Source organism: Nonomuraea antimicrobica (assembly GCF_039536965.1).
Classification (GTDB): domain Bacteria; phylum Actinomycetota; class Actinomycetes; order Streptosporangiales; family Streptosporangiaceae; genus Nonomuraea; species Nonomuraea antimicrobica.
The window spans coordinates 1-18,348 of the sequence record NZ_BAAAZP010000034.1; the positions used below are offsets into that span (position 1 = coordinate 1).

At 71.7% G+C, this 18,348-nt stretch carries 17 protein-coding genes; 5 read left to right on the forward strand and 12 right to left on the reverse strand.

Going from position 1 to position 18,348, the window contains the following annotated elements; genetic code table 11:
• From ABD844_RS10240 to ABD844_RS10250, 3 genes are all read right to left on the reverse strand, one after another.
• A partial coding sequence (locus ABD844_RS10240; protein WP_344875369.1) for an ATP-binding protein occupies positions 1 to 1,764 on the reverse strand: 1,764 nt, incomplete at its 3' end.
• Positions 1,761 to 3,047: an oxygenase MpaB family protein gene (locus tag ABD844_RS10245; protein ID WP_344875371.1), complete on the reverse strand. Its 1,287-nt coding sequence runs from the start codon at positions 3,045 to 3,047 to the stop codon at positions 1,761 to 1,763. The genes ABD844_RS10240 and ABD844_RS10245, both read right to left, overlap by 4 nt.
• Before the next feature lie 22 nt (positions 3,048 to 3,069).
• Positions 3,070 to 3,780 (reverse strand): Crp/Fnr family transcriptional regulator, encoded by a 711-nt coding sequence (locus ABD844_RS10250; protein WP_344875373.1) that lies wholly within the window; start codon positions 3,778 to 3,780, stop codon positions 3,070 to 3,072.
• Positions 3,781 to 3,959: 179 nt separating this feature from the next.
• On the opposite strand from ABD844_RS10250, the gene ABD844_RS10255 reads away from it, so the two are divergent.
• Complete coding sequence (locus tag ABD844_RS10255; RefSeq protein ID WP_344875375.1) at positions 3,960 to 4,532, forward strand: RNA polymerase sigma factor; 573 nt, start codon at positions 3,960 to 3,962, stop codon at positions 4,530 to 4,532.
• A gap of 17 nt (positions 4,533 to 4,549) precedes the next feature.
• Here ABD844_RS10255 and ABD844_RS10260 read toward each other — a convergent pair whose 3' ends face one another.
• The 6 genes from ABD844_RS10260 to ABD844_RS10285 form a co-directional block, all read right to left on the reverse strand.
• Positions 4,550 to 5,800 carry a hypothetical protein gene (locus ABD844_RS10260; protein WP_344875377.1) on the reverse strand — a complete coding sequence of 417 codons (1,251 nt, stop codon included), beginning with the start codon at positions 5,798 to 5,800 and terminating at the stop codon, positions 4,550 to 4,552.
• Positions 5,801 to 5,985: 185 nt separating this feature from the next.
• Positions 5,986 to 6,405 (reverse strand): hypothetical protein, encoded by a 420-nt coding sequence (locus ABD844_RS10265; RefSeq protein ID WP_344875379.1) that lies wholly within the window; start codon positions 6,403 to 6,405, stop codon positions 5,986 to 5,988.
• A 113-nt stretch (positions 6,406 to 6,518) separates the two neighbouring features.
• On the reverse strand, positions 6,519 to 8,507 hold the full coding sequence (locus ABD844_RS10270) for a beta-galactosidase (protein ID WP_344875381.1): 1,989 nt from the start codon (positions 8,505 to 8,507) through the stop codon (positions 6,519 to 6,521).
• A gap of 11 nt (positions 8,508 to 8,518) precedes the next feature.
• On the reverse strand, positions 8,519 to 9,361 hold the full coding sequence (locus ABD844_RS10275) for a carbohydrate ABC transporter permease (protein ID WP_344875383.1): 843 nt from the start codon (positions 9,359 to 9,361) through the stop codon (positions 8,519 to 8,521).
• A complete protein-coding gene (locus tag ABD844_RS10280) occupies positions 9,358 to 10,317 on the reverse strand; it encodes a carbohydrate ABC transporter permease (RefSeq protein WP_344875385.1) in 960 nt (319 codons plus the stop codon). Before ABD844_RS10280 ends, ABD844_RS10275 begins: the two co-directional genes overlap by 4 nt.
• A gap of 1 nt (position 10,318) precedes the next feature.
• Positions 10,319 to 11,530 carry an ABC transporter substrate-binding protein gene (locus ABD844_RS10285; RefSeq protein WP_344875387.1) on the reverse strand — a complete coding sequence of 404 codons (1,212 nt, stop codon included), beginning with the start codon at positions 11,528 to 11,530 and terminating at the stop codon, positions 10,319 to 10,321.
• A 221-nt stretch (positions 11,531 to 11,751) separates the two neighbouring features.
• Between ABD844_RS10285 and ABD844_RS10290 the strand changes: the two genes are divergently transcribed.
• Positions 11,752 to 12,942, forward strand: a complete 1,191-nt coding sequence (locus tag ABD844_RS10290; protein ID WP_344875389.1) for an ROK family transcriptional regulator — start codon at positions 11,752 to 11,754, stop codon at positions 12,940 to 12,942.
• A gap of 68 nt (positions 12,943 to 13,010) precedes the next feature.
• On the forward strand, positions 13,011 to 13,652 hold the full coding sequence (locus ABD844_RS10295; RefSeq protein ID WP_344875391.1) for an HD domain-containing protein: 642 nt from the start codon (positions 13,011 to 13,013) through the stop codon (positions 13,650 to 13,652).
• Here ABD844_RS10295 and ABD844_RS10300 read toward each other — a convergent pair.
• From ABD844_RS10300 to ABD844_RS10310, 3 genes are read right to left on the reverse strand one after another with little or no spacing between them, the layout of a single operon-like run.
• Entirely contained in the window at positions 13,605 to 13,868 is a 264-nt protein-coding gene (locus ABD844_RS10300) for a DUF4031 domain-containing protein (RefSeq protein WP_344875393.1), read from the reverse strand. The two genes, ABD844_RS10295 and ABD844_RS10300, sit on opposite strands and share 48 nt — an antisense overlap.
• Positions 13,865 to 14,677: an HAD family hydrolase gene (locus ABD844_RS10305; protein ID WP_344875395.1), complete on the reverse strand. Its 813-nt coding sequence runs from the start codon at positions 14,675 to 14,677 to the stop codon at positions 13,865 to 13,867. Before ABD844_RS10305 ends, ABD844_RS10300 begins: the two co-directional genes overlap by 4 nt.
• Before the next feature lie 18 nt (positions 14,678 to 14,695).
• Positions 14,696 to 15,877: a cytochrome P450 gene (locus tag ABD844_RS10310; RefSeq protein WP_344875397.1), complete on the reverse strand. Its 1,182-nt coding sequence runs from the start codon at positions 15,875 to 15,877 to the stop codon at positions 14,696 to 14,698.
• A 501-nt stretch (positions 15,878 to 16,378) separates the two neighbouring features.
• Between ABD844_RS10310 and ABD844_RS10315 the strand changes: the two genes are divergently transcribed.
• Together ABD844_RS10315 and ABD844_RS10320 are read left to right on the forward strand one after the other, a co-directional pair.
• Complete coding sequence (locus ABD844_RS10315) at positions 16,379 to 17,620, forward strand: hypothetical protein (RefSeq protein WP_344875399.1); 1,242 nt, start codon at positions 16,379 to 16,381, stop codon at positions 17,618 to 17,620.
• Between the two features lie 14 nt (positions 17,621 to 17,634).
• The gene (locus ABD844_RS10320; protein ID WP_344875401.1) at positions 17,635 to 18,327 is read left to right on the forward strand and encodes a DUF2786 domain-containing protein; all 693 of its coding nucleotides are present in this window, start codon (positions 17,635 to 17,637) and stop codon (positions 18,325 to 18,327) included.
• The last annotated feature ends 21 nt before the right edge of the window (positions 18,328 to 18,348 follow it).

Sequence of the window (18,348 nt, forward strand, 5' to 3'; positions counted from 1 at the left end):
CACCCGGGCCGGGTCGGGGCCGCGCTCGGCGGCGGCCAGCAGGTGGGCGGCCACCACGTACGGGCGCGACCGCATCGCGTGGGGGTCGGCCTGGCACAGGGCGTCGGCCACCCGCCCGTGCAGCAGCGCGGTCCGCGGGGCCGAGAGCGTGCTGTAGAGGGCGTTCCTGGTCAGCTCGTGGGAGAACTGGCAGGACCCGTTGGCGAGCATGGTCACCAGACCGGTGCCCATGGCCTCCTCCACCGCGGCCACAAACCGGGGCTCGTCGAGCCCGAGACCGCGCCGCAGCTCGGCCGATTCCATGCGCTCGCCCACGGCCAGCAGGCTGACCAGGTCTCTGGCGTCGGGGTGGAGCTGCGCGAGCCGGGCCATGACCATCCGGGTGACGGAGTCGGGGACGGCCAGTGCGTCGAGGTCCTTGCCCGCGGCCAGCTCCCTGATCACCTCGGTGATGAGGAACGCGTTGCCGCCCGTGATCCGGTGCAGCACCTCGGGGTCGCCGCTCGACCGCGCGTGCGCCAGCGCGCGGGAGACCTCGTCCGGCCCGAACGAGGGCACGGGGACGACCCGCGCCCCTGCGGTGAGCTTGTGCAGCTCGGGCATGGCCGACTCGACCGGCACCGGCCGCGACATGGCCAGCACCAGCAACGGCAGCGCGTCGGCGTCCCACATGAGCGCGCTGAGCATCTGCAGCGACTCCAGCGTGGCCCACTGCAGGTCGTCGATGACCAGCAGCACGGGCCGTACGGTGGCCAGGCGCTCGATCAGCGTGCGGGCCGCGGCCATCAGGTGGTAGCGCTCGGAGACGGGCTCGGTGGCCGGGGGCACCTCCAGCGACAGCGGGGGCGCGGCCAGCGACGGCGCCAGGCGGACGAGCTGGCCGCACTGCTGGTCGATCCCGGCCCGCAGGAGCAGCGCGGGCGAGGTGCGGGCCAGCCGCTCGACGGCGCCGGCGATCGGCTCGTACGCCTTGCGCGCCGGATCCGTGCACCGCCCCGCCAGCACCGTGAACTGCCGCTTGAGCGCCCGCCTGGCCACCTCGGAGGCCAGCCGGGTCTTGCCCACCCCCGGCTCGCCCTCCAGGATCACCAGCCCGCTGCCGAACTCGGCCGCCGCCAGCTCCCCGTCGAGCGCGCGCAGCTCCTCCTCCCGGCCCACGAACGTCGGCGCGTGCCCGTCGTCCAGCCACGGCGCGAGCCCGCCGCCGAGGTGGTGGGCGGCGCTCTGCCAGTGCAGCTCGTACGTGTGCAGCGGCTCGCGCAAGCCCTTGCCCGGCAGCCGCCCGAGGTCCTTGAACTCGTGCCGGCTGCGCCCCTGCGCGAGCCGCCGCACCAGGTCGGTGCAGAGCACCTGCCCGCCCTCGGCCACCGCGACCAGCCGCGCCGCCTCCACGGTCGGCAGGCCGCTCACGTCGTCGTGGCCCCAGCACACGTCGCCGGCGGCGAGCGCGGACCGGATGGAGATCTTCTCCATGGCCCGCTCGTTCTCGTCGGCCACCGCCTGCTGCACCGCGATGATGGCGTCGAGCCCGGCGGTGGCCGAGTCGAACACGGCCATCAGCCCGTCGCCCAGGCTCTTGGTGAACGAGGACCCGCTGGCCGTCACCACCGAGTGCAGGAGCTGGTAGAGGCGGCGGAAGACGACGTTGGCGCGCTCCTCGCCGAGCCTGATCCGCAGGGCGGTCGAGCTCACCACGTCGGTGAACAGGATGGTCGCCGTGGTGAGCGTGCCCGGTTGATGGGGGGGTTGCTGCGGGGCGGTCACTGGCGCGGCCCTTTCCGCCCCTGCGCGGGCGCTCGTAGCGTGTTGCGGACGGTCCTGCGGATCTCGCGCGTCTTCACCGCTGTCCTCGACTGCTTGATCCGCCAGGCGCGGGCCAGCTCCTCGGGGATCCTGAACGCCGCCTGCCCGTCGGAGTGGCGGTCGATCAGGGCGACCACGATGTGCCGTCCGGCCCTGCGCATGAGCCAGCGAATCACACCGTCCACCGGCCCCGCCAGCCACGAGTGCCGGTGGGCGGAGCGGGCCGCCGCGAAGATCGCGGTGAACCACCAGGCCGGCCTGGGCACGCCGAGCAGCTCGGGCACCCGGTCGGCCCCGTACGCGGCGTCGCGGAAGACCCAGTGCACCAGGCTGCGCGGCAGCTTGCGCCAGCCCAGGTGCATGAACTCCTCCATCTCCGCCAGCAGCCTGGCCATGAGTCGGCGGCCTTCGTCGCTGGACTCGTACAGGCGGCCCAGGCGCTCGCTGACCGGCCGCACGTCGGCCAGCGTCAGGGGGCCGTCGCGGCAGGCGTCCACGCCCATGAGGTGGCCGAAGACGCTCCACGTGTACAGGTGTGCGGTCCGCTGCTCCTCGGTCAGCACCACGCCCATGGTCTCCATGGCCTCCCAGGTGACCACGGAGAAGTCGAAGATCGTGGCCAGCAGCAGCTCCTGGTTGACCGGCGGGCCGTGCCGGCCGGTGTCCCACCTGTCGGCGTAGCGCTCGTGGACCAGGGCGCGTACGCACGAGTGCAGGATGCGCAGCCCGATCGCCGTGGTGTGCCCGGGGCCGCCGGGCCGCAGGCTGTCGGTGGCCTTCAGCCCCATCACGTCGACCAGCATCTGCCCGGTCTCGGCCACCCGGCGGGTGAGGCTGTGCGTGGCCAGGTTGGAGACGCCGGCCAGCACCTTGGCGCTGGCCACCTCGACGTACGCCATCGGCAGGCATTTGCAGAACAGCGCGGCCGACTGGTAGAGCCCGTAGTCGGCGAACACGGCCTGGCCCGTGGCCAGCAGCTCCTTGTCGTCGCCCCAGTCGGGCAGCTCTTTCGCGAAGTCGATCGCGTCGAAGATCTCCGAGGCCGGTGGCCTGCCCGAGGGCGCCCGCGCCTCCCGCTTGGCCTCCGCCAGCTCCGCGATCACGGCTTTCACCAGGTCGAGCGGGCCCTTCCCGTCGGGCTGGGCCTGGACGTACTCGGCCACCACCTTGTCGACGTCGGGATCGGCCTGCTGTCGCAACTGCCGGAACCTCTCCTCCGGCCAGCGCTCGTCATGATCGTTCATCTACCCCGTACTCCAGATTCGGTCAGAGGCCGCCCCGTTTCCGCAGGGCGGCGACGTCGAGAAGCGTGATGGTCCGGCCTTTGACGGCGATGAGACGCCGCGCCACCAGTGACTGCAGCGCCCGGTTGACCGCCGGTCGCGACGCGCCGATGAGCGCGGCGAGGTCGGACTGGGTCAGCCCAGGCAGGTCGACCACGCCGTCGCTCTGCCCGTGCTTGTCGGCCAGTTGCAGCAGCAGCTTGGCCAGCCGCCCGCGCAGGTCGAGGAAGGCCAGGTCGGCCGCCTGGTCGGTGAGCCTGCGCACCATCCGGCCGAGCAGGCGCAGGAACTCGTCGGCCAGCCCCGGGTGCTCCCGCATCAGATCCAGCAGCCGCGCCCTGGGCAGCGCGAACACCCAGGCGGGCCGCACGGTCACGATCGAGGCCGAGCGCGGCGAGCCGTCGAGCAGTGCCATCTCGCCGAAGGTGTCGCCGCGGCCCAGCATGTTGAGGACGATCTCGTCGCCGTGCTCGGTGGTGAACACCACCTTCACCAGGCCGTCCAGCAGCACGTACAGCGACTCTCCCGGGTCCCCCTGATGGAAGATGGTCTGCCCGGACCGGTATCTGCGCGCCAGCCCGGCGCGTGCCGTGCTCTGGATGCCGCTCTCGCCGAGCACGCGGAACAGCGAGATCTCCGCCAGCACGGCGGCGACCTGGCCGGCGTCGTGGGGAGGCCCGCTGCGCGCGTTCATGCAAGAACTCTAGGCCGCATTCCTCCGGCGGACAGCAGGTGGTAATCGATCTCCGAAATGTGACGAGGGCCACACTCCGACTGTCACGCCCGGAACAGTCCTTTTGCATCATTCGGCGCACCGTGAGAGGGCCGGCCGGAGATGACCCCCCGAGTGTCCGGGCCGGCGGGGAGAAGGACATGCATGTGGAGACCATCGAACGCCTCGGCACCGCCGCCCTGGTGTCCGCCGCGCAGGACGGCGACGCCGTGGCGTGGGAGCGGCTGGTCGAGGAGTTCAGCCCGATGCTGCGGGCCCGCATCCGCAGGTTCCGGCTCAGCCACGAGGACGCCCAGGACGTGCTCCAGACGACCTGGCTGCTGGCCTGGCAGAACCTGAGAAGCGTCGAGGACGGCCAGCGCATGGCGGGCTGGCTGGCCACCATCGCCTTCCGCGAGTGCCTCAAGCTCAACAGGCGGACGAGGGAGATCTGCACACCGGACCTCGACTCGCTGGGCAGCACCGACGACGTGGACAGGGAACTGGCCAGGATCTGGCTGGCCGGCACCCTCGAAGAGCTGGTCGAGGAGCTGCCGGTGGCGCAACGGGTCCTGTTCAGAGCGCTCACGGAAACCTCCGAGCCCCACTACGTGGACGTGGCGCGCAGGCTGGGCAGGCCGGTAGGGAGCATCGGGCCCACCCGAGCCCGCTGTTTCGCGAAGCTGCGCGGGCTTCTCCAGGCCCGCGAGATCACGCGTGACTTCCTCGACTGATCTTCTTCGGGTCCGGTCTACTTGGTGTCCGGGTCAAGCGGGATCGCCTCCAGGAACGGCTCGAAGTCGAAGTGCGCCATCTCGTGCACGTCGGGATCGGTCTCGGCCGGGTACGCGTAGTACCGCCGCCCGCGCAGCGACGGCAGGTGGCCGACGGCCTCGGGAACGAGCCCGCGCCGCATCTCCTCGGCCAGCCCCTCGGCGAGCTCCTTGTCGAAGGGCACCTGGTAGAGCGCGTCCACCCGCTGGTAGACGCGGAAATAGCTGACGATGAAGCGCATCCGGTCGGGATAGGACACCCAGTCGGTCACCCCGGCCGTCGAGGCCGCCTGGTCCTCGGTGATGAACTCCTCGGCCAGCTTGCGGACCCGCTCGTTCCTGATCGGCGCCCACACCTGGGCCGGGTCCACGCCCGCCGGGGCGGTCAGCGGCCTGCCCACCTTGATGTCGCTGAGCGGTGTGCGTACCGAGAACAGGTGGCGGGTGTAGAGGGAGGACCACAGGTCCTCCAGCTTGCGGGTCAGCCAGGGCTGGTCCGCGTGCGTGGCGGAGTACAGGCGGAAGCGGGCGAAGCGCCTGCGCGTGACCAGCGAGCGCAGCGAGCGCCACGACACCCGGGTCAGCCAGCGCACCGGCCGGTAGAGCACCAGCTCCAGCGCCGCCTGCGCGCGGGCCTGCTCGTAGGCCGACAGCGCGATGTTCGCGCCCAGCATCAGCTCGGCCCGCTCGTCGGGGTCCTCGGTCCCGGCCGCCTCGACCAGGAGCTGCGCGGCGTCCCTGAGATAGCGCGGGTCGGCCGGTGACAGCAGCCCGGTCAGGAACTCCGGCGGCGTCGGCGTCACCTGCGACTCCGGGCTGACCCGGAGGTAGCGGTCGGGCGTGTCGTTCCACAGGTTGACCGCCAGGCTGGCCGTCTCCAGGAAGATGGCGCGGTTGGCCAGCGCCAGCCCGAGCTGGTAGCTCGGCCCGAGCAGGGTGAGCAGCGCGGCCCTGAACAGCCGCTTGAACCGCTGCGGCACGCCCAGGCGGCGGCTGAAGTCCTCGATGAAGGGGGAGTCGGGACCGAGGTCGAGGCTCTCGCCGACGGCCTTCGAGGTCCAGGTGGCGTAGCAGTACCAGTTGTTCGTCTCGCGGCCCAGGTGCTCCGCGAGGTCGCCGGCCACGCGGTGGTAGCTGTAGGCGATGACCATCGCCTCGAGTGCCGCGCTCCGGTCCTTGTAGGCCGCGATGCGCAGCACGTCATCGGCGGTCATCGGAGTGTCGGACATGCAGTCTCCCGTTCGCGTCCCGTCGCCTCGAGGCGTGCTCACGGAAATAAGAGCGCCTCCAGCGGCGTCAGATACGGCCCGGCGGCCGGTTTGCCCCGTGACCGCCAGGCCAGGAGCGTAGATTGCGTCACTTGCGACGGGCTTGCAGCGGGCCGCCCCGGGCGTCGGTCCCGGGGCGGCGCTCGTCAGTCCTTGACCATGATCCTGCTGATCACGACGAATCCGCCGAGCGCCCCCGCGGAGCCGGCGGCCGTCGTCGTGGTGAGGTTGACCACCAGGTCATAGGTGCCGGGAGAAAGCTGTCCGCGCATGGGGATAGAAGCCGTATATCTGCCAGATCCAGGAGTGAACGTCATCTCCACAGGAGGCGAGGGATGCCTCGACTCGCCACCCCCCAGCAGATCGGCGATGATCTCCAACTGCCAGCGCCCGGCCAGCCAGTCGATCAGCTCGCCGGTGACCTCCCAGCTCACGTCCACGGTCCAGCCCTCATGACGATGGACGACGTTCGTGGGCTGGGCTCCGGGATCGACCACCTGGCCGTGAAGAATGCCGGCCAACTGCTCGGCCGGCACTTTCATCACCTGGAATTCTCCGGTTGCCATCGCGATCTCCTCTCCGCCGGGACAGGTCCCCGTGTGAACGACCAGAGCGACGACACCGGTGGTGAAATACGCGTCCTTTCTGTCGATAATCCGGTGATAAATCGCGGGATTCGTCAGCGGATTCTGATCAGGTCGCCGGGGCCGGGAGCGCCGACCCGCACGCCGTTCAGGCGTACGGACGCCTCCACGGCGCAGTCCAGATAGGCGTTGAGCCCTCTGACCACCAGGTCGCCCAGCTCGCCGCCGGCCAGGCGCAGCACCGCGCCGCCGCCCTCCGCGGCGACGACCTCGGCCGTCCCGTACGGCGTGCGCACGCCCACCGGGCCCTCGTTCCCGGTACGGACGAGCACGACGAGGTGGTGCACGTCCCGGGTGGGGTGGCTGCGCAGGTACGCGTCGGCCTCCCCGTACAGGACGAGACCCTCGCCCGCGTCCGCCGGGGGATCGGCGGGGGCGATCAGGGCACAGGGGGCCAGCCGCTCGTCGAGCGTGGGCACGGGACCGTCCACCAGCACCCGCCCGCCCGCCGCCGCGTAGGCGGCCAGCAGTTCCTGCACGCGCCGGTGCATGAACGGCCCGCCGGGCACCGTGACCGTCCGGTACGCGGCCAGCTCCTCCGCCGAGACGCTCTCCAGGTCCACCAGCCCGTAGTCCAGGCCCCTGACCCGCATCCGCTCGTGGAAGGCGCGCAGCGCCCGCCCGCACTGCGGCCCCGCGGGCCCGGCCGGAGAGCCCGACAGGGAGTCAGAAAGCGCGCCCGACAGCGCCGCGATCCCGGCGTAGGGCAGGTAGAGCCCGAAGGCGTCCCGCCGCACCGGTACGCACTCCAGGAACTCGGCCCCGTGGGCGGCGAAGTAGTCCGCCAGCGCCCGCACCACCGGCGCCTTCCCGGTGGCGGCGCCGTCCGCGTCGATGGGCGCGCTGTCCGGGTACGGCCCCTCGTGCCCCGCGTCCAGCTCGGGCCCCCAGCCGGAGGCGGCCACCCCGGTGTAGACGTTGAAGCCGCTCGCCCCCGCGGCCAGGGCGAGCAGCGACTGGTGGAAGCTGGTGGCCCCGTCGATGTAGGCGGGGTCGTACAGCTCGGAGAAGCCCCAGTTCTCCTCCAGGTTCGGGCCGGGGGCGCGCTTGGCCGCGATCACGTAGCGGGCGTGCGCGTCGCGGTCGGCCGACACGACGCCCATCCAGTTGGTGAAGCCGTAGGAGATGCCGCCCCACAGCTCCGGCCGGACCCGGGCCAGCCAGTCGTCCAGCTCGGGCACGGTCGGCGGGTTGAGGTTGACGAACACCGGCAGCTCGGACCCGACGGCCCGCGCCCAGACGCGGTAGACCTCGGCCAGGTACTCCGCGTGGAAGCGCCCCCAGTCGGCCTGGGCGAGCAGGCCGACGCCCGAGGGCGCGACGTCCGCCCACCCGGCGTACGCGGTGCCGTGGACGGCGTTGTACGCCTGCGTCGTGCCGTACCAGGACCGCAGCCGGTCCCGAAAGAACGCCAGCCCCGACGGGCTGTAGTCGTAGGCCGTCAACGGCAGCGCCCCGCTGGTGTAGATGCCCTCGTTCGCGATCTGCAGCGCGACCACCGCCTCCGCGCCGGCCAGCACCTCCTTGCCCACGGCCGACAACCACTGGGTGGCCCGCGCCAGGAACACCGGGCCGAGCGGCGCGGGCAGCGCGCGTCCGGCGGGGGCGGTGGCGTCCGCCCAGCGCGACGGCGTGCCGGCGGAGTCGAGCAGCGGCTCGATCGCCGGGTCGGCGTCGGGGCACACCCAGTCGGGCAGCCCGCCGTAGTTCACCTCGGCGTGGATGAACGGCCCCGGCTTGGCGACCACCCCCAGCCCCAGCTCCCGGCACAGCTCCAGGAAGCCGGTGACGTTCCTGGCCGGATGGGTCAGGCCGGTGAAGTCGGGAGCCGTGCCCGCCTCCGGCTGGTGGTGCCGCCACGGCAGGTAACAGGTGATCACCTCGATCCCGAGCTCGTCCCGTACGGCCCGCAGCCGGTCGGCCCACACGGCCGGATCGTCGCGGTAGTACGGATAGTCGGCGGTGACGAGCACCCGCGGCACGCCGTCGACGACGGCGACCCCGTCGCGGACCTCGATGACCACGCTGATCCTCCCTAACCCTTCAGTCCGGTGAATGCGATGCCCTGCAGGATGCGGCGCTGGAAGAGCAGCACCACGACGATCACCGGCAGGACGGCGAGCGTGGCGCCCGCCATGATGTAGTACGCGCGCCCGCCGTCGGGGCTCGCCACGAGCTGCTGCAACGCCAGCGGCAGGGTGTACAGCTCGGGGTCGTTGGTCACCAGCAGCGGCCACACGAGGTCGTTCCAGTGGAACAGGAAGCTGGTGATGGTCACGACCGCCAGCACCGGCTTCGACAGCGGCAGCACGATCCGCCAGAAGATCTGCATCCGGCCCGCCCCGTCGATCAGCGCGGCCTCCTCCAGCTCGCGCGGGATCGACAGGAAGAACTGCCGCAGCAGGAAGATGTCGAGCACCGAGGCGATGTTCGGGACGATCAGCCCCCACCCCGAGTCGAACATGCCGAGCGACTGCGTGACGTGGATGCGCGGCACGAGCAGCGTGATCGCGGGCACCATCATGCCGCCCAGCATGATCACGAACAGCTTGTCGCGGCCGGGGAACGGGATGCGCGCGAACGCGTACGCGGCCAGCGCGTCGATCAGCAGCTTGGCCGGCACCAGCACCGCGCACACCCAGACGCTGTTGACGAAGGCGTTCCCGAGCCCGCCGACGCCCAGCACGTAGTCGTAGTTGCCGAGCGTGGCCGCCCACTCGCCGGTCCGCTTGTCCAGCGGCAGCAGGCTGGGCACCTTGGTGTAGATGTCCTGGCCGTGCTTGAACGAGGTGGCCAGCATCCACAGGAACGGCACCACCGACACCGCCGCCAGCAGCACCAGCGCCACGTAGATCGACGCCTTGCGGGCCCCGGTCATGCCGCCTCCTGCTTGACGAACCTGAACTGCAGCGCGGTCACGATCACGATGAAGACCAGCAGGATGAACGACATCGCGCAGGCCGCCCCCATCGCGTCGTAGCGGAAGGCGAACAGGTAGAGGTGCAGCACGTACGTCAGCCCCGACTGCTCGGGCCCGCCGGTCACGCTGCGCCCGTTGCCCGAGAAGATCACGTACACCAGGCCGAACACCTGCAGCGCCGCGATCACCCCGGTCACCAGCAGGTAGAACGTGGTCGGCCGGAGCATCGGGAACGTCACCCGCCAGAACCGCTGCCACGGTCCGGCCCCGTCGATGATCGCCGCCTCCTGGATGGCGCCAGGGATGCCCTTCAGCCCCGCCAGGTAGATGATCATCGAGATGCCGCACTGCCAGGCCGCGATGAACGCCAGCGCCGGGATGACCAGCTCGGGGGTGTTGAGCCAGTTCTGTCCGGGGATGCCGAACAGGCCGAGCAGCGTGTTGATCAGGCCGTACTGGGGGTCGTAGAGCCAGCGCCAGATCGCCCCGACCGCCGCCTCCGCCGTGACGACCGGCAGGAACAGCAGCAGCCTGAACACGTTCGCGCCGCGCCTGATCGCGTTCAGCAGCAGCGCCTGCGCCAGCGCCGCGACCAGCGTCAGCGGCACGGCGACGATCGTGTACTGCAGCGTGACCCGCACCGACTTCCAGAAGTGCGGGTACTCGACGTCGTCGAAGAGCAGGTCGGTGTAGTTGGCCAGGCCCACCCAGACCGCGTCGGTGCGCAGGTTCCAGTCGGTGAAGCTGTAGTAGAGCGCGGACAGGGCCGGATACAGCAGGAAGACCACGAAGTAGGCCAGCGCGGGGGCGACCAGCAGCCAGCCGATCAGGTGGTCGCGGCGGCGGGCGCCCGCGCCGCGTCCGGCTCGCCCGCCGGGCCCCGCCGCCACCCGCTCCAGCACGGGTGCCGCCATGTCAGCCGTTCCAGCCGAGCAGCGCCCGCGTCCTGGCCGCCGCGTCCGTCAGCGCCTGCTGGGCGGTGACCTTGCCGGTCAGCGCCGACTCGATCGCCGGGGCGATGATCTCGTCGTTGACCTGGATCCACTGCGGCACCGCCGGCCGCGCGTGCGCCACCTTGAGCTGCTCAAGGAACGCCGCCTGCTCCGGCCCGCCCGCGACCACCTGCGCCTTGAGGTGCACGGGGAAGCCGCCGAACGCGTCCGCGACCGCGCCGTTGTGCTCCGCGCCCGCCAGGAACGCCAGCCACTTCCACGCCAGGTCGGGGTTCTTGCCGGTGGAGAAGACGACGGAGTCCTCGCCGCCGATGTTCCCGGCCGGCTCGCTCTTGTACGGCAGCGGCGCCACGCCGAAGTCCAGGTCGGGGAACTGCTCGCGGATGGTCGGCACGTCCCACGGGCCGGAGATCGTCATGGCGGCCAGGCCGTTCTCGAACGGCTTGTCCGAGTCGGTGATCTTGCGGGGCGACGACTTCTGCAGGTCCACCCACAGTTGCAGGGCCTCCACGGCCGGCTGCTGGTCGAACAGCACCTTCTTGCCCGCGTCGTCCACCATCTCCCCGCCCGCGCCGTGCACGATCCCGGGGAACATCCACGCGCCGTACCCGTCGCCCTTGGGCACGTTCATGCCGGCCACGCCGGCGTCGGCGGCGTGCACCTGGGCGGCGACCTGCTTCAGCTCGTCCCAGGTCTTGGGCGGCGCCGGCACGAGCTTCTTGTTGTAGAAGAGGGCCACGGTCGTCTGGTCCTGGGGCAGGCCGTAGAGCTTGCCGCCGGCGCGGTTGGTGTCGAGCGCGCCCTCGTAGTAGTCGGCCTCGTCGATCAGGCCGGCGGGGACCTCCTTGATCGTGCCGTCGAGGGCGTACTTGGACACGAGGGGCTGGTCGAGTATGCCAGCGTCGGGGGCGCTCTTGCTGGCCACGGCGCTGCCGAGCTTGGTGTTGTAGTCGTCCTTCGGGATCTTGACGAGCTTGACGGTGACACCGGGGTTGGCCTTCTCGAAGTCCTGGCGGATCTTCTCGACGACCTGGCCCGCCTGCGGGGTGCGGTCCTGGTACATCCAGAAGGTCAGCTCCTTGGAGTCGCCGCCTCCGGTGCCGCCACCGCCGCACGCGGCCAGCCCGCTCGCGAGCACCGCCACGAGGGCGCCTCGCACAAGTCCTCGGCTCATGTCATCTCCTCATCGGGGGGATGGGCAGACCATAATCTAAGCTTCGAACAAAGTCAGGGGCCGAGCGGAAACGCTTCGGTAACGCCCGGTACACGCGCCCGTCGCAGCGTCACCGGCGCGTGTCGGGCACGCGGGGCCGCCGCCTCGCGCGCCCGCCCTTCGAGGCGTGAACCAACCGTGAACTACCATGGCGGCGGATTTCTGAGAGGACAGGGACGAGGATGGGCACGTCAGGGCGCAGGACCGTACGCGACCTTCGCCGGGGCAACCAGGCGATGCTGCTGCGCGCGCTGTACTTCGGCGGCCCCGCCAGCCGCAACGAGCTGTCGGCCGAGACCGGCCTGAGCGCGGCCACGGTCAGCACCATGACCGGCGACCTGCTGGCCGACGACGTCATCGTCGAGGCGGGCCAGGTCGACTCCGACGGCGGCCGGCCCAGGGTGCTGCTCAAGGTCAACCCGGCCTACGGCTACGCGGTGGGCGTGGACGTCGGCGAGACCCAGGTCAAGGTCGAGCTGTTCGACCTGGAGATGAACGTACGCGCCAGGGCGCACTACGCGGTCCGCTCGGCCAAGCACGATCCCGAGCTGGTCGCCCGCCACATCCTGGCCGGCGTCGACGCGGTCATCGCCGAGGGCGAGGTGCCGGCCGGACGGGTGCTGGGTGTGGGCGTCGGCGTGCCGGGCATCGTCGAGCCGGGCGCGGACGCGCTGGTGCGGGCCAAGACGTTCGGCTGGGAGGCGGTGCCGCTGGGCGCGCTGCTGCGGGCCGGCACCCCGCTGCCCCTCCACGTTGACAACGGGGCCAAGACGATGGGCCAGGCCGAGCTGTGGTTCGGCTCGGGCCGGGGCACCAGCGAGGCGATCATCATGTTGGTGGGCTCGGGCGTGGGCGGCACGGTGGTGACCGGCGGCTCGATCTACCGCGGCGCGGGCAAGGCCGCGGGCGAGGTCGGCCACCTGAAGATCGTGGCCGGGGGGCGGGCCTGCCGGTGCGGGGCCCGCGGGTGCCTGGAGGCGTACCTGGGGGCCGAGGCCATCCTCGACCGGGCCGGGGTCGTGGCCGACTCCGCCGACGAGGAGGCCGCGCTGGCCAGGCTGCTGGAGGAGGGCTCGCCGGTGATCGGCGAGAGCGTCGAGCTGCTTGGGGTGGGCCTGTCGAGCCTGGTGCACCTGTTCAACCCCGAGCGCATCGTGATCGGCGGCTGGGCGGGCCTGATGCTGGGCGGGCGGCTGCTGGACGACATCCGCGCGGCCACCGCCGCCAACACGCAGGCGCAGCCGTTCGACCCGGAGACGGTGGTGCTGGGCCGCCTCGGCCCGGACGCGGTGGCGCTGGGCGCGGCGACGCTCGTGATCGAGCCGTTGTTCGGCGGCACCGTGTCTCCCGAGTCCGTCCCCACCATCGCGTAGGGGTTGGTTCAAGCCTCGACACAAGCCTCGCCGCCCCTCGTTCCGGGCGCCGCCGCTACGGTGGAACGATGATCGACGACTGGACGGCACTGGCGGGCGGCTCGGCCGCGTCCCTCGCCACCCGCGCCGAGCTGATCGCCCGCTGGTCGGAGCCGCACCGCCGCTACCACACGCTCACCCACCTCACCGCCGTCCTGTCCGCCGTGGACCGGCTGGCCGGGCAGGCCGCGGACGCGACGGCGGTGCGCCTGGCGGCCTGGTTCCACGACGCCGTCTACGACGGCAGGCCGGGCTGGGACGAGGAGCGCAGCGCCCAGCTCGCCCAGTCGCGCCTGCCCCGCTGCGGCGTGCCCGCGGGCCGGATCGCGGAGGTCGCCCGCCTGGTGCGCCTCACGGCCGCCCACGACACGCTGCGGCCAGGCGACCGCGACGGGGCCGTGCTGTGCGACGCCGACCTGTCCGTCCTCGGCGGCCCCGGCTACGACGCCTACACGCGGGCCGTCCGCGAGGAGTACGCCCACGTGCCCGACGCCCTGTTCGCCCTGGGCCGCGCGGAGGTGCTGCGCCGCCTGCTGGCCACGCCCCGCCTCTACCAGAGCGAGGCGGCCCGCGAGCTGTGGGAGGAGCGCGCCCGCGCGAACATGACCGCCGAGCTGGCCGAGCTAACGGCGCTTGCGGCGGCGCAGCCCGGCCCCGACGAGACGCCGTAGCAGCTCACGCGAGCTGACCGCCTCCGCGCCCAGCGCCACCGCCCGCGCGTGCACGGTCTCCGGCACGTCGTAGTGATCCCGGTCGAACGCCCGCTGCGGCACCCCCAGCCGCACGGCGAAGGCGTGCAACTCCTCCAGCGAACTGTCGCTGACGAGATGCGACCACATGAGGCCGCGCGGCCCCGGCCAGTCGGGCGGATCGATCAGTACGCTCACGCCCTCAAGGGTAGAACCCGCCCGCGCACCTCAAGCTCGCCCAGATCAGACACCACGACCTCGCCCGGCCCGTCGCCCGGCCCGTCGCCCGGCCCGTCGCCCGGCCCGTCGCCCGGCTCGTCACTCGGCTCGCCGTCCGGTCCGTCGCCCGGTCCTCTGCCGCCGACCGCGACCACGACGCCGAACCCGCCCTTCCTGCCCGCCTCGAGCGTCGGCAGCGCCGACGCCACCACCGCGACCTTGGGCGCGGGCAGGTCCAGCCGCCGCGCCGCCTCCAGGAACAGCGCGGGGTCCGGCGTGCCCGGCAGGTTGAGCAGCGCGGCGTCGTTGCCGTCGACCAGCTCGTCGAACAGGTGCGCCACCCCAGCGGAGCCCACCAGCCTGCGGCCGTGCATGCTGGCCGAGACCGCCGCCGTACGCGCGCCGCGCCTGCGCAGTTCGTGCAGCAGCGCCACCGTGGCGGGGAAGGCGGCCACGCCGTACTTGTCCACCTGGGCCATGAAGGAACGGTCCTTGGCCAGGCCGAGCCCGTGCACGGTCGGGGCGCCGGGCTCGTCGTCGGGAGAGCCCTCGGGCACGGTGATGCCGCGCGCGGCCAGGAAGGTGCGGATGCCGTCGAGGCGCGGCCGTCCGTCCACGTGGCGCAGGTAGTCGTCACGGATGTCGAACGGCGCCGAGCGGCCGCGCAGGAACACGTCGAAGACATGCTTCCAGGCGGCCGCGTGCCCCCGAGCGGTGTCGGTGACCACGCCGTCGGTGTCGAAGACGACGGCGCTGATCGCGGTCAGGTCGATGACGTGCACGTTCACATGGTGAACGTAACCGCTCTACCAGGCGACGGGTAGCTCTTTGACGCCGTAGACGATGGCGAGTTCCCTGAACGGCACCTCTCCGGCGACGCGCAGGCCGGGGAAGCGGCGCAGCAGCGCGGGGAAGGCGATGCGCATCTCCATCTGGGCCAGCGGGGCGCCGATGCAGCGGTGGATGCCGTGGCCGAAGGCCATGTGCGAGCCCGCCGTCTCCCGGCCGGGCACCACCTGGTCCATGTTCTCGCCCAGCGCCGGGTCCCTGTTGGCCCCGGTCAGCGAGCACAGCACCATCTCGCCCTTCTTGATCTGCACCCCGTGCAGTTCGAGGTCGTCGCGGGCGAAGCGCGGGAAGGCGACCTGCACGACCGTCATGTAGCGCAGCAGCTCCTCGACCACGTCCACGATGTAGCCGTCCACCTCGCGGACCTTGGCGGCCTGCTCGGGGTTGCGCAGCAGCCACAGGGTGCCGAGCGCGAGCATGCTGGTGCTGGTGTCGTGGCCGCCGGTCAGCAGGCCGTCGGCCATGCTGGCGAGCGTGCGGTCGTCGAGCTCGTCGCCGTGCTCGATCAGCAACTGCCCGAGCAGCCCCTCGCCGGGGTTCTGCCGCTCCCTGGCCACCAGGTCCACCAGGTACGTCATCGCGTCGTTGATGGCCTGCAGCGACGCCTCGGGCCCGGCGCTGAGGTCGAAGCGGTCCTTGCCGATCTTGACGAACGCGGCGCGCTCCTCGTACGGGACGCCGAGCAGCTCGCACACGACCAGCGACGGGATCGGTATCGCGAACTCCTCCACCAGGTCCACCGGCAGGCCCTCGGCGCCCTTGGCCTCGATGCGGTCGAGGTGCTCTGCGACCATGGCCTCGATGCGCGGCTCCAGCCTGCGCAGGCGGCGCATGGTGAACTCGGGCGTGAGGTACTTGCGCAGCCGCGTGTGCTCGGGCGGGTCGCGGAAGCCCAGACCACCCGGGTCCTCCTGGTTGGAGCCCAGCCCGATCACGCCCGCGAAGTCGTTGCTGAAGCGCTCGTGGTCGCCGAGCACACCGCGTACGTCCTCCCAGCGGGTGACGAGGTAGACGGTCTGGCCGCCGGGGATCTCCATCGGGAAGACCGGGTGCTCGGCCCGGATGCGTCCGAGTTCGCCGACGGGGTCGAACCCGTCACGCATGAACTGGACGAGCGGGAACTCTTCTATCTCTGACATCGATATCCGTCCTGCTGGGATACATCACACTATGTTGGGATAAATCCCTGCACAGATGGTGCCATCCGGAAGGGTGTATGTTGCCCTCCGAAAGGACGAATTTACCTCTCACCCTCGCCCCCCTCCTGGCCGAGGACGAGGTACGACAGCCTCCGCGAGGGGCCTGGCCCGAGCGGCCACGGCTCGGGTCCCATTGTGCGCCCGCCCTTCGCGCCCGGCCACCCCGAATCGCCCCTGTCACCAAGACGGCATCCCCCATCCTTCCCGCGGCCCTCGCCCCTTCATCCGGAAGGCCCAGGACGGGGCGGAGCCCGCAGGAGAACCCCCTGTGACCGCACGGCACCCAGCGCCGCGCCTTGCGAACCCTCCGTGAGGAGTGTCGAACAGCGGTGAAACATGGGCAAAATGGGGCGGGAGACGTCGTTTGGCGTACAAGATGGCGACATTCTGCGATGATCTCGTCGCATAGAGCCGGAGTTTGAGCCTCACGGATAGTGACTGATGCCGACATTTGAGGAAATTACAACCTTTGTAACGGAGCAGCCGCTCGTCACCGCCATCATCGCGTTGCTGAGCCTGGCCGGGCTGGTGCTGGCGTTCCTGGTGCTCAGGGTCGCCTGGCGCGTGGTCTCCTGGCTATGGGCCAGGTACGTCGCCGACCGTCCCGTCGAGGACGTCCTGACCATCGTGGCCGCCTCCATCGCGACCGGCGTGTCCGCGCAGGGCATGTGGCGCTTCTCCGGAGACGTGCTGGGCCTCGACGGGCCGCTCAGGTTACTGCTGTTCGCGTTCATCGAGGTCGCGATCATCACCTCCGCCGTACGCGCCCGCCGCAACATGCGCGAGAACTACTCGGGCGGCATCGACGGCATCGCCGTCTGGGCCCTCACCGCCTTGACCGCCGTCCTGTCGAGCATGGACGCGCACAGCCTGCCCGAGGCGCTGTTCAGGCTCGCCGCCCCGCTGGTGGCCGCCTGGCTGTGGGAGCGCGGCATGGCCATCGAACGCCACCGCATCCGCGGCACCGGCCGCATCAACTGGCGGCTGACCCCCGAGCGGCTGATGGTCAGGATGGGGCTGGCCGAGGTCAGCGACCGTACCGCCAGCGAGGTCGACGCGCACCGCAGGCTGACCCGCGTCGCGCTGGCCGCCAAGCGCGCCAAGGCGCTGCGCGAGGGCGGCGGCTCGGAGCGCAAGATGCGCGCCGCGCTGGCCAAGCTCGACAAGGCCATGGACCAGGCCGTCGAGCACACGGGCCTGGCCGTGGACCAGCAGCGCCAGGAAGCGCTGCTGGCCCAGATCGCCGCCCTGTACAACACCACCGCGCTCATCGACGCCGCCCCCCGCGTCCCCTGGGAGCCCGAGGCCGACCACCACCCGGTGCCCGCCCGCCCCGCGCTGCCGCCCGCACTGGCCGAACTCGTGAACGACGAGGACGAGGACATCGAGGTGCTCGACGCCACCCCGCAGGTGGTCAGCACCGCCGAACGGGCCGCGCGCATGCGGGCCGCCCGCGAGTTCTGGCTCCGGCAGATCGCCAAGGGCATCGTGCCGCGTACGGTGGACATCGCCCAGGAGATCGGCATCCCGCTGGCCACGGCGCGCGAGTATCGTGCCCTGTGGAAGCTGGAGCCGCAGGCGCACGCCCTCATCGAGGCGCTGTACCAGCAGCACGGCATCGTCGACACCGGCGCCTTCCCCGCGATCGCCGACGACGGGCGGGTGCTGACCACCAAGCTGTAGGGGGCCGGGGACAGGTGCGGGAGCGCACGCTCGAACGCGTCAGGAAACTGCTGGCCAAGGCCGAACGCACCGACAACGAGCACGAGCGGGCCACCTTCATGGCCGCCGCCTCGGCGCTGATGGCCAGGCACGGCATCGACTCCCTGCCTCCCGCGGGCACCCGTCAGATCCCCGGTGACCGCATCGTGTCCCTGCCCGCCCCCTGGGCCAGGGAGAAGGCGCGCCTGGTGAGCCTGGTCGCGCAGGCCGTGCGCTGCCGGCCGCTGCTGATCGGCCGGGGCGACGGCGGGCAGCGCGTGCACGTGTTCGGCTTCGCGGCCGACCTGGAGCGGGCCGACCTGCTGGCCACGTCGCTGCTGCTGCAGATGGCCACGGGGCTGGCCAGGGTGCGGCTGCCCGGGGACGTGCGGGCCGTGCGGGCGTACCGGAGGTCGTGGCTGCTGGGGTTCACCGACGAGGTGTACCGGCTGCTGTGCGCGGCCGAGTCCCGCGCCGAGGCCGAGTCGGCCGGTACGGGCTCCGCGCTCGTCCTGGCCGACCGCCGCGCCGAGGTCGAGCGGGCCGTGGCCGCCCGCTACCCGGACATCCGCATGAGCGTGCCCACGACCAGCGGCACCGGCTACCGCGACGGCGTCGCCGCAGGCCGCAGGGCCGACCTCGGACGCACGGGGATGAGCACCGCCGCGGCCCGCGAACTGGGCACATGACCCCGTTCCCGGCGACAACCC